The 16,293-nt window shown below is 39.4% G+C and carries 17 protein-coding genes; 3 read left to right on the top strand and 14 right to left on the bottom strand.

Going from position 1 to position 16,293, the window contains the following annotated elements; translation table 11 throughout:
* Window positions 1-14: 14 nt before the first annotated feature.
* From AC58QO_RS30570 to AC58QO_RS30515, 12 genes are all read right to left on the bottom strand, one after another.
* The gene (locus AC58QO_RS30570; RefSeq protein ID WP_497272270.1) at window positions 15-593 is read right to left on the bottom strand and encodes an HNH endonuclease; all 579 of its coding nucleotides are present in this window, start codon (window positions 591-593) and stop codon (window positions 15-17) included.
* The gene (locus AC58QO_RS30565) at window positions 593-3,868 is read right to left on the bottom strand and encodes an ATP-binding protein (protein WP_497272269.1); all 3,276 of its coding nucleotides are present in this window, start codon (window positions 3,866-3,868) and stop codon (window positions 593-595) included. Before AC58QO_RS30565 ends, AC58QO_RS30570 begins: the two co-directional genes overlap by 1 nt.
* Window positions 3,865-4,455 (bottom strand): hypothetical protein, encoded by a 591-nt coding sequence (locus AC58QO_RS30560; RefSeq protein WP_497272268.1) that lies wholly within the window; start codon window positions 4,453-4,455, stop codon window positions 3,865-3,867. Before AC58QO_RS30560 ends, AC58QO_RS30565 begins: the two co-directional genes overlap by 4 nt.
* A 39-nt stretch (window positions 4,456-4,494) precedes the next feature.
* Window positions 4,495-6,825, bottom strand: coding sequence for a dynamin family protein (locus tag AC58QO_RS30555; RefSeq protein ID WP_497272267.1), 2,331 nt, complete (start codon window positions 6,823-6,825; stop codon window positions 4,495-4,497).
* Window positions 6,826-6,846: 21 nt separating this feature from the next.
* Complete coding sequence (locus AC58QO_RS30550; RefSeq protein WP_497272266.1) at window positions 6,847-8,199, bottom strand: dynamin family protein; 1,353 nt, start codon at window positions 8,197-8,199, stop codon at window positions 6,847-6,849.
* A 1,316-nt stretch (window positions 8,200-9,515) separates the two neighbouring features.
* Window positions 9,516-10,118 (bottom strand): hypothetical protein, encoded by a 603-nt coding sequence (locus AC58QO_RS30545; protein ID WP_497272265.1) that lies wholly within the window; start codon window positions 10,116-10,118, stop codon window positions 9,516-9,518.
* 33 nt (window positions 10,119-10,151) lie between these two features.
* On the bottom strand, window positions 10,152-10,427 hold the full coding sequence (locus AC58QO_RS30540) for a stalk domain-containing protein (RefSeq protein ID WP_497272264.1): 276 nt from the start codon (window positions 10,425-10,427) through the stop codon (window positions 10,152-10,154).
* Complete coding sequence (locus tag AC58QO_RS30535) at window positions 10,424-10,564, bottom strand: hypothetical protein (protein WP_497272262.1); 141 nt, start codon at window positions 10,562-10,564, stop codon at window positions 10,424-10,426. Before AC58QO_RS30535 ends, AC58QO_RS30540 begins: the two co-directional genes overlap by 4 nt.
* 69 nt (window positions 10,565-10,633) lie before the next feature.
* Window positions 10,634-10,918, bottom strand: a complete 285-nt coding sequence (locus AC58QO_RS30530) for a hypothetical protein (RefSeq protein WP_497272261.1) — start codon at window positions 10,916-10,918, stop codon at window positions 10,634-10,636.
* A 94-nt stretch (window positions 10,919-11,012) separates the two neighbouring features.
* The gene (locus AC58QO_RS30525; RefSeq protein WP_497272259.1) at window positions 11,013-11,135 is read right to left on the bottom strand and encodes a hypothetical protein; all 123 of its coding nucleotides are present in this window, start codon (window positions 11,133-11,135) and stop codon (window positions 11,013-11,015) included.
* On the bottom strand, window positions 11,132-11,395 hold the full coding sequence (locus tag AC58QO_RS30520; RefSeq protein WP_497272257.1) for a hypothetical protein: 264 nt from the start codon (window positions 11,393-11,395) through the stop codon (window positions 11,132-11,134). Before AC58QO_RS30520 ends, AC58QO_RS30525 begins: the two co-directional genes overlap by 4 nt.
* An 18-nt stretch (window positions 11,396-11,413) precedes the next feature.
* A complete protein-coding gene (locus AC58QO_RS30515; RefSeq protein ID WP_497272255.1) occupies window positions 11,414-11,668 on the bottom strand; it encodes a hypothetical protein in 255 nt (84 codons plus the stop codon).
* A 240-nt stretch (window positions 11,669-11,908) separates the two neighbouring features.
* Between AC58QO_RS30515 and AC58QO_RS30510 the strand changes: the two genes are divergently transcribed.
* Entirely contained in the window at window positions 11,909-12,130 is a 222-nt protein-coding gene (locus tag AC58QO_RS30510; RefSeq protein WP_497272253.1) for a hypothetical protein, read from the top strand.
* Between the two features lie 96 nt (window positions 12,131-12,226).
* Here AC58QO_RS30510 and AC58QO_RS30505 read toward each other — a convergent pair whose 3' ends face one another.
* Together AC58QO_RS30505 and AC58QO_RS30500 are read right to left on the bottom strand one after the other, a co-directional pair.
* The gene (locus AC58QO_RS30505) at window positions 12,227-12,820 is read right to left on the bottom strand and encodes a stalk domain-containing protein (RefSeq protein ID WP_497272251.1); all 594 of its coding nucleotides are present in this window, start codon (window positions 12,818-12,820) and stop codon (window positions 12,227-12,229) included.
* Window positions 12,821-13,096: 276 nt separating this feature from the next.
* Window positions 13,097-14,005 (bottom strand): DUF5655 domain-containing protein, encoded by a 909-nt coding sequence (locus AC58QO_RS30500; RefSeq protein WP_497272249.1) that lies wholly within the window; start codon window positions 14,003-14,005, stop codon window positions 13,097-13,099.
* Window positions 14,006-14,686: 681 nt separating this feature from the next.
* Between AC58QO_RS30500 and AC58QO_RS30495 the strand changes: the two genes are divergently transcribed.
* Together AC58QO_RS30495 and AC58QO_RS30490 are read left to right on the top strand one after the other, a co-directional pair.
* Window positions 14,687-15,355, top strand: a complete 669-nt coding sequence (locus AC58QO_RS30495) for a polysaccharide deacetylase family protein (RefSeq protein WP_497272248.1) — start codon at window positions 14,687-14,689, stop codon at window positions 15,353-15,355.
* On the top strand, window positions 15,345-16,292 hold the full coding sequence (locus tag AC58QO_RS30490) for a phosphotransferase (RefSeq protein ID WP_497272246.1): 948 nt from the start codon (window positions 15,345-15,347) through the stop codon (window positions 16,290-16,292). The genes AC58QO_RS30495 and AC58QO_RS30490 overlap by 11 nt, the downstream gene beginning before the upstream one ends.
* The last annotated feature ends 1 nt before the right edge of the window (window position 16,293 follow it).

Below are 16,293 nucleotides of genomic sequence, written 5' to 3'. Positions count from 1 at the left end.
TATCACCCTCCGATTTATACTTGGTTATCATTTATTTTTTTGATCTCAGAAATACCACCTGTGTGGGTAACATTATTATGTACTTCGGATGGTACTTTCTGCATTGTCCTACAATTACTACACTCATGCCAAGTATACCCGTTTTCTTCACGCCATTTCTTTACTTCTTCCGGGGAGCATCCTCGTTGTTCAGCAAGTTTTTCATCGGCTTGTGTAAAGTTCTTTCTTCTTGAATCCGAAAAATCTTCTATATCGACGTTCCCTTTGGATATTTCACTAAAATCTGGCTCCCCGTCTTTAAAGGCTATACTATCTATCCCATACTTACGAAGCACTTCGTCCCACGTTACATTATCGGGGTTATACCTTGGAAGCATTGCATCCTTATCAGGAATCCATTCGGAATTCCCGCGTTCCCCGCTCCAATTCCCGCCATTGCCTTCAATTGGGCACCCTTTTACTTTTTCTGCATCCAATGCAATGGGGCGATCCAGCTCTTTTATATCAAGAGATTTATTGGTATAGGACTTAGCAACTTCAGAAAGGGGTGATTCTTGAACATTAGTTTCTGCAAATTTAAAGAATGCGTTCATTACAACCACTCACCACTCTCTACGGCTTGCATACGCCACGCGGCATAAATCTCTAATCGATCTGAGTCCTTCTGTGAGAAATGTTTCATTAAACATTGAGAAATGCTTAACTGGAGTTCATCAGAAAGATTTGGAATTTGCTTATTTATTAATTTATGAAGGGAAGAATTCAAAGCGGTAAAGCTTTTCTCTGTACTAACTAGTGATTCAATCGCTGTTCGACTGCATATCAATTCAGAAACAAGCTCCGCAGCTTCAGCGAATCTATCATCACTCCATATTTTTAGTTGATGCGTCTGTTGATACTCATCGATTAGGCTATAGATTCCAAGTTTATTTTTTGTGGAGATATTCATCTGATCCACAGAGCTTTGAATAAACAAAATGTCATGTTCCATTTTTTCGTTGATTCGTTTGGATAATAGTAACTCGATTAATTCTTCTTTAAAGCGGTACTCATCCACGCCTGACACTTGTTCGGCAGGCACGTACTGATACACTTGTTGAGCTGAATCATCAAACTTCTTTACCTGACATAATACGGGCTCTAACCAATCGTTCTGATAGACAACCGCTACTCCGCGGGGAAGCTTCGAAATTTCATCCAACTGCTCATCCTTAAGGGCAGCCGATTTTCCAGCAAGGCGCCTGTCCGTTTCCTCAGGCAATCGCATGATGATTTTCGTATTCGTATTTCGAATAGCTGAAATATCCACTGCATTTGGAGATTGGTCGGCAATAATGAAGCCTTCACCGTAGGTTCTCATTTCGGCAATCGCGTTCGCCAACATCTCGACGGACTTCCCTGCTACATTTGAACCTTCCGAGCTCTGTTCCGTCGATGTGCGTTTAAGGATATGATGAGCCTCCTCCAATACAGTAACATGCTTTAATGGAAGATTCATGCCCTTGGAATAAGCCATCCTATGCTCATTCAACCTCATGACGAGGATACCCATTATTAATGACTTTGTCTCCAAAGATCCTACTCGGCTCAGATCAATGATCACATTCTTATCGAATAAAATCTCATTCGGTGTTTCATCAGCGGCAAAGATCTGTCCGTTAAGGCCATTAGTCAATGACTTCACTCTTGTTACAAGCGAGCCTATATAGTTGCTCTTTAATTCTTGGGAATAGGCGGAGCTCTCAATAACTTGGACCAATTCGGCCTGTAGATCAGCAAAAGTAGGGAACAAATTATCAGAGAATCTGTTCGTGGAATGCACCAAATCCCAACCACATACCTCATAAGCTTGAAGCACTGCATCCTTCAATACTGCAGGCATTGCAGCATACATTGGCCAACATACGTTGAAAATTTCGATCAACCGGTCAACGTGCTCCAAAATATGGACCCCTGTAGGAAACCGGAATGGATTGATTCTCAACAGTTCACTGTATTGCGAATTGGTTCCCAATACATGAACGTCTTGTCTATTGCCAAATACATGCTTGTATTCGCCCTTTGCCGGTTCGATTACCATGAATCGAATATCCACTGCGTCAAGCTGACGAAGGATTTCGTATACCGTATTACTCTTACCGGACCCTGTAGAACCAGTAACAAACGTATGCATGGATAGTGTATTTCGATCAAGTTCCACTCGATTCTCACAGACGCTGCCCATATTAAACAGATTGCCCAAATTAACGATATGCGTGGCATTAGAGCCATGGTATCTTACTACCTCTTTGCCAAAATCAACATGTTCGATGACAGGAAATCCACAAACAGACCGTCGCGGCAATCCCATGTGCAAAGCCAGCTCATTACCGCTCACCAAGGAGATAGGGGTAACAGGAATATTTCCAGCAATATTATTATAGGAAAAGACGGGATGAATAAAGTTCGTTACATACTCCCTAATATATTTGGTTTTGTCTCCATCATGTTTGCCCCATGAGTTAATCGCGGAGATTTCAACACCAGAATTCTCTCCTCGCATCAAAGCTTTATAGGTTGAGGCGGCAATCTCGGCAGCGTATGGATTATCCGACATAAAATACGCAGCACATTCCCACATACCCAAGCTTTCAAAATCCTGCATTCGCTTCAGTTGTACGTCGATTTTATCCAATATATTCATAATGGTTTTATCCGTCATACTTAAAGTCATATTCTGCGAATCACCTGATTGCAGACCTTGGGTCGTGGTGCTGCTTTCATTCGTACTAGTAGTCACCCCATGGCTAGTGCCATTCGTCTCTGTGAAGCTCACAGTGTTTGAGTTTTGAGAGGACTCACTGATCGTATTCGTTTTTTGGATAGCTGTGCCAAGTATCCCCAAGCCACCGGATACAACGCCACCAGCAGCCAAGCTTATCCCCCCGGTAAACGGTGCAAGAGCTGCCCCTATTAATCCCGCTGCTGCAGCCACACCTTTTACCGCCTTACTGCCAAAACTCTCTTCGGAAACGGACGTGGATGTGTTACTTCCAGTAGTTGTAGTCGAGCCATTAGTGGCAGATGAATTCTCACTATATGAGTTTCCAGTTGAGCTTCCAATGGTCATACCTTCCGATAGATTATATGATTTATTCATGGAATAGCTAATTTGTGTGGTGGCAAAAGGAGAGAGCTGGGTATAGATTTGTTCGTAAGCCCTGCGGATTTCAACTAATTGGCCTTGGGATGTTCCATTGGCCAGGATAACAGCAGTGTACTTCTCTCCCTGCATGGACAATGCCAGCTTTTCCAATCCCTGAATGAAAGATTTATTCGATCTATTGTCTTGGTCTTTGTTGTTAGCAACGGATGAAACTGCCGAAATGTTGTTGGTTTTCATGCGCTTGACAACATCACGCATATCTTCGTCCAGGTAATCTTTGGTCTTAATGCCAGGGAATTGACCGGTAATCGCACTTTTCAACGTGTCCTTTAACGAATTGGTTGTGCGTTCCGAATCAAGGGAACGAATACCCATGTAGAAATCCGTTTTTTCGCCATTACTGTCGATAATAATAAACACTGCACAGTTTGCTGTAGATAAAGCATTAAATACACTAGCAAATTTATAAGTGGAGTATTCATCTTTCTCGTATACCATTTCTGTAATCTTAAAAAACCGCACATTATCTACTAGATTGGTCTCCAAGGTTTGTTCATCCAGCGGAACTACATCTAGTTCTTGAAGCCTGGAGATGTAGTTTTTCAGTATGATATCATCGACAACCGTCAAAGCCGATGCAAAGCTTGCTGTTAACTGTTCGTGCTCCGGAATGGGGTATTCCTGAATCGTATTCTGCTTCTCCCCGAGAGTCATGGAATTCATATAAACCTCCTTGGCTTAACCTTTGCAATCATAACTCCGCCGACAGCGGTCAGGGCAATTCCAGTAGCAATAACGAAGCATTTGGGAATAGCCGCTCCTGCAATAATGGTCGCAACTCCTGCAACAGCCAGACCAGCTCCAATCAGTTTCTTTGCGTCAGATTTTTTTTTTTTTGGAGGTCTAGGTATATATACAGCTTGGTTGACACTGCTTCGTTGGTTTCCGAGTCCAGATGCTCTGGATGTGTTTGCCTGAGCTTTAGGTAAACTCGCTTGTTGTTGAACTACTCGACCTCCGTATAAATGCTTACAGACGTTTTTCAAAAGCGATACGCGCTCTTTGGAAAAGTTATATAAAACTTTAACCATCTCAATATCCATATAGTCTTTAGTCCAAAGGGCAGATGATTGCTGCAAAGATCCCCCATCGTGATCATCATACAAATGTTTCAGACGTGTTTCCGCATAGGAAATCAATTCATTAAACTCTGCCTGAGTAGGATCCACGATAAGACTATCCTTTAACATGATCCGAACCCTTTTCATATTCTGTTGGAGCACTGCCTGTTCAAATTCCTTGTTGATCATCTTGGTTGTCCTCCTAGAAGTTTCTTTTTACTATAAAGCCTAGATATCAAGTATCGATTCAATCCTCATTTGAATATTTTCCAGCCATGCTAAGCGTTCTGTCGTCTCTCGAATCACTTGCTCTACATTGGAATGATCCTGAGCACACGCAGCCAGTTCGTCAAGCTTTTGTTGAAGCACATAGTCGAGCTCATCGAATTTCATATCGAAGTCGTTCTTGATCTTTAGGGCTGCCTCTTGGGCATACTGTACTGCACACTCTGTATTTTCAAGTTGACGTTCTTGAATAGGGGCAAAATATTGCTTAGCAAGCTCGGATGCACTGATATATTCCTGGTTATCATATATTGCTTTGTAATGTCCGGACTCTTGAAGATAAGTCCAGGGTTTATACCATTTTTTATTCGTATTAGGGACCCATTCCTCGCCAACCTTCACAGTTTCGGTTTTCACCAAACCATCGATCAGAGTAGCCGGGTCTGACAGCCTTTCAATGTCACCGTTCAATAATTCGAAAGGTTTGATAGACACAGAACCTATCTCGATATCCTGAGCTAGATCGGCAATGCGCTGCCGATACTGATCCAATAAATCCTGAGCATTCTTCTGGACGTGATTTGTAATTGCATTCTCAAACTTCACTTCAACTTCTGCTTGAAGGTTTTCTGTAAACTTTTCAAATACGAGACAAATGCTTTCCGCATCTTTTTTGGTTAACTTAGTATCTGTGGCCGCTTCCAATTGGGAAGAAATCTTCTTTTGAGCTTCGTAATCAATCGAAAAAGCTACGTTTGTAATTTCTACGTCATAATTAATTGCTTGTACCTTTTCCTTAAACTTCTTTGCTTCTTCTCCATTTTTTAATTTGCTGCTTATGGCTTCAATTTGCGTTAAAATTTCTATTTCTAGGTCTTTATTTCGTGCAATTTCCTGCTTAGTATGTTCAAATGACCTGGCGCTTTCCAGCTTCTTAGCAAATGTGTCGACAATATTTTTGATTTTTGCAGTTTTGGCGTATTTGGCTACGTACATTCGAATCGCTGCTTCAATTGGAATGATACCTGAATGGATTAATGCTTCTGCTTTCATTGCCTCAGAACGAACCATACGATCCCCATTAACCGTTGAAGTTGAGTACTCTTCCAGTGCAGCTGCAATCTCCCCTCTAACACTCGGAGTAAGAGATGAATAGCTTTCCAAGTGCAATTCTTGATTACGATTCATTTTCCTCATTTTTGCAATAGACCCAAATACCTCAGAATCTAACTCATCTAACTCATCTTGTGATAAGCCTTCAGTTTGAACGTTTTTCAACGTCGTCCGAATATCAAGCGCTGTTAGGGCGGAAGCAGGATAAATGCTCGGATTTGTAATTCCTTTATCCTCTAAATACTTCCTCACCTTGGCGATTGAGCTGGCTACGTTATCCTCACCCTTTTTGAAATCGTCCAACTTGTTCACGACGAAGATAAAGCGATCTTTCGATTGCTTGCCGCCGATAGACATACTCTCAGCAATATACGACAGTAAGTTACTGTCATCATTTACGCCTAGTTGAGTCGCATTTAATACGTACAGAACTACTGTTTTGGATGATTCAGAAAGCATCCGGTATGTTGTTGCTTTATGCTCTGGATCACGAGAATTATTAGGTCCCGGAGTATCAACAAGTACTAATGAGATATCATTAGAAGATACAAATGGAATATTCCCTTCCGCAATGATGGTAGAAACCTGGGGGTTAGAATTAAACTGTTCCATTTTATCAAAAGTTAATTCCGGTTCGGTTGCCAGCAACTGCTTGTTTTTGTCAAAAACGGTTGCATGGAAAGATCCCATTCCGTTGTCCTTAATTTCAGTAATCGTGGCCGTACAAGCCTCTTGCTTCGCCGGCATCAGTTTCTGCTGGAGCAGTGCGTTAATCAGCGTAGACTTGCCCGCACTCATAGTCGCTACTACATTTACGGGAAACTCGCTACTGTTCGCCATTTCAAAAGCTTTTACAACATCTGGCTGCTTCAGTTCTTCGAAAGGACCTTCCTGAATGTTACGGAAGATATCTGCTATTGCCTGCTCCTTGTCTTGAACCTCTTTCGCTGGAATATGCTCACAAGTGATGCGGATACCCTCAGCTTGAGCGTCTTCAGCTACAGAAATCAAATCTTCAAAGTCTAGAAGCGTGCCGTGGAAGCGAATTGTAAATTCCCTGGTATTGCATTCCTCAACCAGACGATGTGGAAGCTCCTCCACCCATTCCTGTAACCGCTGATTACCTACATTTAACGCACTGTTTTTCTTAATATTTTTGCCATCGATTGTAACTTCAGTTTCCACTTTGTAAGGGTTGTACTTCATATGAATATTTCTCATTCCGACAATCACTCCTAAGTTTTACTTGGTGCTCATTAGCCTTTCTAATGAAACGATTCCTGCCTTCTCCAGCAGTTCCGTGTACTTTTCCACAGTCTTCGTTGATGCATTAGCTGATTGATAATAATGATAATTGTTGGATTCCTCCACAGAAGGGTAGAACCGGGACAAGTCATATTCCGATTGTTTGAATTTACGAACGAAGATGGAAAGCTCGTCTTGTTCATCCTCATTCAAATCCTCGGAGTACAGCCCCTTCTTGGCAAGTAAGCCTGCGTAAGCGGACACAGGACAAACTTGTGGCTGTTTAAATCCAAGCTGAATTAGCTCCTGTACCAATGTCTGCATCGTGTTCTCAATCGAGTCTTCACCTAATTTGTATCGATCTAACTTGTTTAAGACAAAAATCACTTTCTCCTTCGGAACATGCTCCTTGATAAAATCAAGATAGTATCTATCGTCAGTGGAACCAATGTTTTCACCGTTAATAATATAGATCAGCTTGTCAAATGCACCCTCTCGGATGGCGGCATAAGTCAAAAGTTTGTGATCCTCGTTTAACGAAGAATTAACTCCTGGTGTATCCATCATACACATTCGCGTAGAACTAAAATAAGGTGATCGGAAGTAAGTGCCTGCATAAACTTGTTCATTAACATTGTCAGGATGGTTAAGCATCACATTACTTTGGTCTGCGTCCAAATCAAGCGAATAGTCCCATTTCGAATTCAAACCGTCTTCAAACGGTTTATTGTAAATATAGTGTAATTTCGCCGTACAAGCCTCACTTTGGGTACGATTGATCCCTTTACCGATAAGCGCATTTATTAAGGATGACTTTCCTGCACTCATATTCCCCGTTACGAGCAAGTTTAATGGTTTTTGAGACATGAATTGCCTGTTCGTACGCCAACTCCGTAATAAATCACTAATGATATCGTTATGGGAGTAGGTCAGACCTTCATATAGTGCTTTAAATAACTGCCCCATTTTTTTATGGTAACGTGGATGGAATAAATGTTCCATCTCCTTCTTAATCTGGATCGCTTTATGCTCATCCAATATACAATTGATGAAGCAGCAGTCCAAAAAAAGATTATAGCGATAAGTAAAAAGCTTTAATTTTCTAATTTTGATTCTGGTTGCCTCTTTCACGCTTCTATGGACCCCTTGCTCGCTGTAAGAAGTTCTTGCATTAGGTAACAGCTTCTTGCTGAAGCTTCGAAGTACCTCCATTGCCCAGATGTCTTCACGGGAATACTTATGGGTTATGTAAGCCAATACATGCAGATAAGCCGACTTGTACTGCTCTTTCTCTTTCATTATGGGATGTTGCTCAATATATTGTGCAATACCCAACATCTCATGTGCCAACCTTGCATCCTCCCAGTTAATCAAGTAGATATTGACTTAACTCTAATAACGCCCTGTCAACTAAACCACCTATTTATGCACTTAGACTATTATCTCTATCGTAATTGAATAGGTCTTCCATCTTTCTCCTCCAATATCCAGTCTGCAGGTATGAGGTCCAAAACAATCCACGTATATGACACCAATAAAGGATTTAGTTTCTAAATACAATATACGATATGGTTTAGTCGATGTTTTGTCAGGGAACAAATGTTTGTAGGCCAATTTACTTTCAAATCATTCTTAAAATGAGATATTAGAATATAGGAATATTTAACTACACAATGTTGTGAAGTAAGACAAATATACCATAATTGATGACTAATATTTGTCACATATTGTCGAATGTATTCGGACTATTATTTGACATAATTTAGAATATCGATAAATCTACTAGATGAACATTTTACCGTATATCTAAATGATAAATAGTTTTCAGAGAAACGTATGTTTTACATTAACCATTCAATCAATAAGAAAGTTTATTCTGTGAAAAGATAAAAATACCGAACGATTTATGTACCAATTGCTCGGGGTTTTTATTTAGTAATTTAACAGAAGTGCATTAAACCAAAAAACGAATTAGGGATTGAAGCTTTTCGAGAAAGACACTTTCAGCCTTGTTGAAATTGCTCGTCTCTTCTTAGCCGACAACGAGTTATTAAGTATAAATATAAAGTAAGATAGGCTCACTAACGTTTGATATGTAAGGAGCCAATCCAAAAAACTTATTTTCTAAAGATGTTATCACGATGCCATTTTAGATATTCAAGTAGTGGTTGGAAATCTTTGTGATTATTCAACCTCTTGTTTTTATATGGCAATTTACGCGCGTTTTTGGTCTTCAAATCTTATATGGAACCTTTTCTATCCATTGACGAGCCTTATAGAGAACATTATCTATTTACTTGGGTGTTAAACGCATCAAATCAGCCGCTTCCTGCATACTGTAACGTCCTTCGCCTTCTGTTCAGCTAAACAGTTCGCTTACAATCATTCAACAAAACAGTCATTTTGTTTGACACGCCAAAAAGAAAAAGAACCCCTTTCGGAGTCCTCTTTCAGAGATGGGAGTAGATGTCTTTTTTAAAACAACAAACAACCTGTGAGACTCGAGAAGAAAAAGCGTAAGTTCTTTCATTCTCAGCCCCGTATCTTAAAGTACGCGAATCAGAAATATACCCTATGTATTTTTTTGCAATGCCTATTCTAATGCGCTGAAGAACGTGGATGCATTAGGAACAAAGAATATAATGTTTTATCCTCGATTTATCGTATCAAAATACCCATCCAACTTCACTTGTCTGAATCCCATTTTCATCTAAAAAGTATTTAAATTTATGTTTGTAATCAGAAAAGAATTCAGATGCCTTTTCCATTTCAGAAATGGATTGTTTTATATCACCATTTACGTATAAATTAGCACTTTTAAAATGCTGTTTTAAAAATTGGATATAAATTTTGTGAATTTCATAGATATCTTTAGGTGGTGTAAAGTCGGCTTCAATTAGTATTTTATTTAGATTATCAACATCAGTTACTGTCTTTTTAGGAATTTTGAATATTTCCAAAAACTTATTATGTATTACCATAGTTTTATTTACATATTCTATTAATTCCTGTTTCAATTGTGCTTTTTTAGCTTCAACAATTTGCATTTCATATTTCCGCTTAGCGTCTTGTAATAGGCTAGTTATTTCAGGATTATTAGGTTTCTGCACAGATGCTTTATTAAAGGCTTCAACGGCTATATCATATTTACTTGCAGTCATTGCTTGCTTTCCTATTTCAAGCTCAACTTTAAACTGCTGATTACTACATCCAACAAAGATTAAAAGAATAAATAACATCAAGATAAATGTTATGATTTTGATTTTCAAAATACGTCCCCCTGTAATCTTTATTAATGTGATTTAATTTGTTTGATGAAAAAGATTAGCACAAGCACAATTAGTAATTTTGTACAAATAAGCTATGCTTGCATTCTTTTTGACCAATAGTGCACGTAAATCCGAAACTGTAGTCGACGATTGTGATAATTTAACATCAACACTGTATGCATCTGCATCCCAAGTTACATCTGCACCCAAATTACGTAGAGCTGCGATTGGAACCATTGTTTTCCCAACGTAGATCATTGCATGAACATCGCCAGTATCGACCAATGATCCGTTTGTTTTTAACTTCACGATGGGATTGCCGTTACGCCAATGACGATGTTATCTCGTTCCATGATGCATTCCAGAATGGCCAATGCTTCTTGCATGAGTTCAGGAATAGGATTGGTCATTTGTTCACAGTAGTTAGAGTAGGTCCCGTAGTTCAACTTTGGTTAAGCTCCTTAGCAGAGAATGGGGGAAGTGCTGCTCCCGTTGTAATTATTACGAAATCTGCTTCACCCTTTGATGATTTCCTTGACGGTATCCATGCCAACTACGTTCCAGGCAATCAACAATGCATCAACGACAAAGAGACAAGCCATTAGAGCTACCAACACACGGCTACGTCCCCAGGCTTGATAGATGGTCCAGACGCATCCAAAGAGCATGAATACGCCGCAGGTGGCCATGATCCGTTCTACAGCATGTTCGTTTTCTCTGAAGATCAGTTTAATGATTACGCCAAAGAACAAAGTCAGGATGAAGGTTTTAGCCATGATGGCTGCTAACTTCATTTTCATACAAAACAGTCCTTTCTTTTTGGATTAGCTCTTGCCAGTCGTGCTATGTGCTGACGTTGGATCTGATCCAGTTCAGTGCCTTGAATGTACCTGTCTACTTATTCTTGCTAGTAAAATCTCGATATACCTTGATTGCCTTATACGGTGCCATCCTCAGCTTCTTATGCTTCGCTAGAACGTCGGCAATCTTCTCACGATCTAAGCCAGCCTTCTTCATGGCAGAGATGTACATCCTACTTCGGCTTCCCAAGTCATCACATCATCAACTAATGGATCAAGTTCTTCAATTGGAGGGGATGCCGTCCCCCATGTTTCTTTGATTAGATTCCCGTCAACATCAAATTCACGGATCATGATACGTCCATCATCTAGTGGGATAAGCTCAACCTTATCTGAACCAGGCGCATTAACTTCTTGTTCCTGCGCCCGGTGCATCGCACGCAGTTCACGTTCATTACGGGGTTCACTGCTACTCAAAAGTCCCACCTCCACCTATTATAATGCAAACCGTCCCTCGAATCTCTTGAATACCTTCATCCTGGGCTCTTCTTCTAACGTTCCCAGATCCTCTCGCATAGCGTAAGCCCATGCTGAATAAAGTTCTGTCAACCCGCGTAAGGTTTCAGCGGTGTCCGCGTTCTTTAGCATGGCGTAGCGTACACGGTATTTACTGTCACCAGTCTCTATGTATTGTTTGTAGTCAGCCCTAGCTATTTCCAAAATATCAGCATCTACAACTATATATTCCATTTGTCATTTCACCCGTTTCTCCAATTTATATATTACATATTTGTCTTAATTGTAATCCCGTTCCAATGTCCAAAACGTTGAAATAAGTGTTCCACGAAGAATGTAGAAGGAATAAAATCTTTGAACCATAATGTATCTGTGAGAATTTCTGTGTAATCTACTAATCTCTAAATCTATGAAAGTAGTATACAAGTCTATTATCGCGGCAATACTATGAGTATCATTCTTAGGAGGTCTCACTTGGACAATGTAATCAAATTAAGATTCAAGCCTAAACTTAACCCTACGCCTACAATTGATATGTACATCCACGCAGCTCGTCTGCAAATGCTAATGAAGATATATCAGGATACCGTTGAATTTTATCCTTTACTTCCTTCAAATGACCAAGCGAAGATTGATGAAATCGAATGTGAGATAAACCAAATATTAGTTGCACTGGATCATTGCCGAGCTAAATAAAAAAAAAGCGCTAGGCCAACGATAGGCTTCGCGCTTTTTTCATTATTACGCGTACCTCACTAATCACACGCCTAGTAAGCTATAATGCTCAGGAGGTTAATTAATCGACTTCACCATACCAATGAAACCTCTCACTTTCAAGTGGTCTGGAGTTCCTTTTCCAATGCCGGATGACAAGTTAGCTTCTAGCGTAACTGTATCATGAGGCTTGACTTCGAAAGAAGGAATACTATAAGCACCAGTGTCCCCATAGACTTTGGTTCCATCCGCGTAGTATTCATCCCAACCGAGTTGTATTGTGGTAAAAGTGTACACGGAATTATTGGTAATCGTATATTTATTACCATCGACCTTAGCGTTGGCAAACATGTCATCTAATATTTTTTGAGTGTTAACTCTTTCCTCACCCAATAAAACTGTGTTAGTTTCTCCTTCCCAACCAACTTTTAAACCAATAGCTTCCCCTGCTGCACGAACAGGGAGATACGTGGTCCCATTGTAAGTTATTGGGTAAACAGTGTTACCCTCAGCGTCCTTGGGTGTCCATTCGATACCATTAATCTTAATGTTCAGTCCCATGTTCAAATAAGCGGATATCTTCTCCAAGTTCGTTGCAGCATATGCCCCAATCGACATTGATGATAATGAAATTACAGCACCTGCCATTACTAATACTAATTTCTTACGCATAATTAGAGACTTCCTTCCTATTACGATAGCTTTCAGAATCATTTTTCTGGCTATTTGTGGTATACGGACAATTGTACTATATATTTTACATATCCGATATTGGATAATATTACCTACGGCATCTATTCCCTCTAATCCTGGAATCTATTAATAAAAGGCTGTTTTACAGAAATAGATTGTATCGAAAAAGAATAAAACCCAGCTCGAGCTCGACTGGGTTTTTCGTATGACTAGAACATAGGCTTAATTCATTAATTTCATTATTATCCTTTTTTATTAACCACCTATTTTTGTATATGCCATCTGAATATATTGAAAAGCTAAATCTAATTGACTTTCGTCATTAATAGTAATTTCAATGTTTCCTGTGCCGAAGTGACCTATATTAGTAACGTCCCTCGCGTTATCAGGGAAATTGTTGAAATCAGAATGAACAAGTTTTAAATAAAGTAATATTTTAGACTTTTGAATTTCTAAGCATACAAAATTTTGCGCGATCTTATAAGCTATGTAATTCTTTTTTGGTGCTTCTTCAATTGCTTCATCAAGTGTTAAAATGTATTCACGAATGGATAATAATAAGTTTTTAATTTTTTCATTTGAATGTTCAATATGCTGATCTAACGAATACGTTCCTGTCGATCTTGTTATCGCTGCTTTTTGTCCAATTGTCAATCCTGCATTTACAGACGTTCCTCTTCGAAAGACTTCTTCTAGGTACAATACGCTATTATTAAATAATCGATACTGCCACAATTCAATATTTGCTCCCATCATTTGAACTGCATGTAAGTCATATTTTTTGTAACCCGGCGCTAAACAAATGACTCTAATTTCAGACCAGTCAACATTAATATTTCCCCCCAAGGCTTTGCTCGCAGCAACTTGGAAATCACCACGATGATCACTAAGCCAAGACAAATAGTAAAGACTTTGCGTAATTAATTCTGATGATTCTACTTTTTTATATTCGATAATAACGGGATTATTATCTTCGGACAAACCAAGTGTATCAATTCGCCCCACTTGTTCAACTGTAGACAAAGTGTATTCAGAGGCTATGAAGCGACAATTAAATACTGTTTCTAGATTCATTTCAATTAGTTTTTGTAGGTCTTTTTCATAATTGAAATTTATGATTTCTGCTAAGGTAAGCTTTTGATTATTGATTTCAAATAAAGGCATAGAATCCCCCATAATGTTTTATTCATAGTATATCGCTTATTAACTATATTTACCAAATCAAATCAATAAATAACTCAAACAAGGTGGCGGTTAATTCCCCGCCACCTTGTCTCTTCGGCTTTTCTTTTATCCACCATGTCCTGTCCGTTCCCGCCGGTGTGTGAGTACAAACGTCGGCGTGCCCGTTTTAGCACTTCCTTCACTCCACTTTCCGTCATGCTTAGATGCGCCGCAGACTCCGCTGAGCTGAACGAGAATGCATCGATCAGGATGATGTGAGCACTATCTGCCTGGGATTTAGATTCTGGATCCGACGCTGGCCAGCATCTGGGATCCATATACATCATACGAAATGATTAGAAGCACCCAAGGAGTCTGTTTATTTCTCAAACCTCGTAATTCCTCATACCCGCCTTTCAGGTCAAGTAGAGTAAACGTGACGCTTCCAACCAAGTTTCCGCAAATCGCCTGTTGCGAGCTGTATTATTCCGGTTCCAAATTGCAACAATTTTCTTAGGCATATTGCTCAAGAACCTAAAACCGAGTTTTCAATCAATTTGATGAATGGCAAAAGAAATAGGCAACTAGTCAAGATATACACACATACATACACCATAGATATCACATAGATTAGTACAAAATCTAGAGAATATGAGTGAGTACAAAAGGGGGAGCCTTCTAATGGCAGGCAACCAAGAAAGAAAACAAATGGTTCCTATTGATCGTGGACATCCAGCAAAACCGATGATTTCGATTATATTTAATGTCGCTTGGGGAAATGAATTTCTGAAAGCAGTATTGGAAATATTGAACATCTATCAAACGAAGGCTACTTTTTTCCTACAAGGCTCTTGGGTACATCGATTTCCTAATGAAGCTTGCCATATCAGGGATGAAGGACATGAAATTGGCAGCCACGCCTATACACATCCTGACATGCGAGAACTCGACATCAAACAAATACAATGGGAATTGAAACGTTCCAATAAAGTTATTAAAAAAGTGCTTGGAATTAAACCGACTCTTTTTTCGCCTCCATACGGGTATTGGGATCAGCGAGTTATTGAGATTTCAGCTCAGCAAGGAATGTCTACTATTCTATGGTCATTGGATACGATAGATTGGAAATTGAAACATTACCAAGACATTCTAGCAAGAATCCTTCCAAATCTACACAGCGGCGCATTCATACTCATGCATCCGACAGAGTCATCCATGAAATCACTTCCAATCATTCTTAATACAGCACATGAACAGTCCTATATGATCGTTCCAGTAAGCGAAATGCTTAGTTCGAGCACAGATCTAAGTAAAATCAATCCAATCGAAGGTGGACTCGATGAGCAGTAACTATGAGATGGAATTTCAACCTTTCATTCGTTGTATTCGAATGAACCATCCAGAGCTGGCCAACGATCAATTTCAACTAGTCGACTCTGGTTGGTCCAATTATATTATTAATGTAGGGAATCGCTATATTTTTCGATTTCCAAAAACAAAGAATGCAAGGAATGAGCTAGAGTTAGAAAAACGTATTTTGCCCAAGCTAGGTAACAGATTAACGATTGCCATCCCTTCATTTAATTACTCCTCAGGCTCAAATGAGGCAATAGCCTATGTTTGTTACCCATTTATTCAGGGAAGCAAATTATCTCAGAAAACCTTGCTCTCCCTAACGCATGAACAAAAAGCACAGTTGATACAAGATCTTGGTGCATTTTTGTCCACTCTCCATTCATTCCCATTGAAAGAAGTATATAAGTCCACTTTCACATCAGTACATGTCAAAAAAAACTGGGAGCACTTCTATAAAAAAATTCAAAGAGAAGTAAGTCCCCTTGTGAACAGAAAGCTAAATAATGAGATTCAATTGTTATTTGAAAATTTCCTGTCAAATCCAGCCTTTTTCAACTTTGAACCTTGTCTATTGCATGCAGATTTAAAGCCGGATCATCTATTATTTGATTTAGAAAGTAATCGTCTATCCGGTGTGATCGACTTTGGAGCAATGGAAGTAGGCGATCCCGCTTTTGAATTTGTAGGTCTATATAGAGCATATGGCGAAGAGTTTGTTAGAGAAGTATTGAACTCCTATACGGGAATCATTGACATCACTTTTTGGGAGCGAATCACCTGTTTTTATTTGAAAATAATGAGCTTCTATGGTGTGTTGTACGGAATTGAAACAAGGAATGCAGAAATGATCCAAAAATATTTATCCAAACTACAAAATTTAGTCAAAAGTAGTACGGATGGTCACGAGATGACTTCAGACAAAGGTGGTTAAC

The sequence above is a fragment of the Paenibacillus sp. J31R30 genome, from assembly GCF_059692115.1.
The sequence above is the reverse complement of the archived record's forward strand: the minus strand, read 5'-3'. Positions and strand labels throughout refer to the sequence as shown.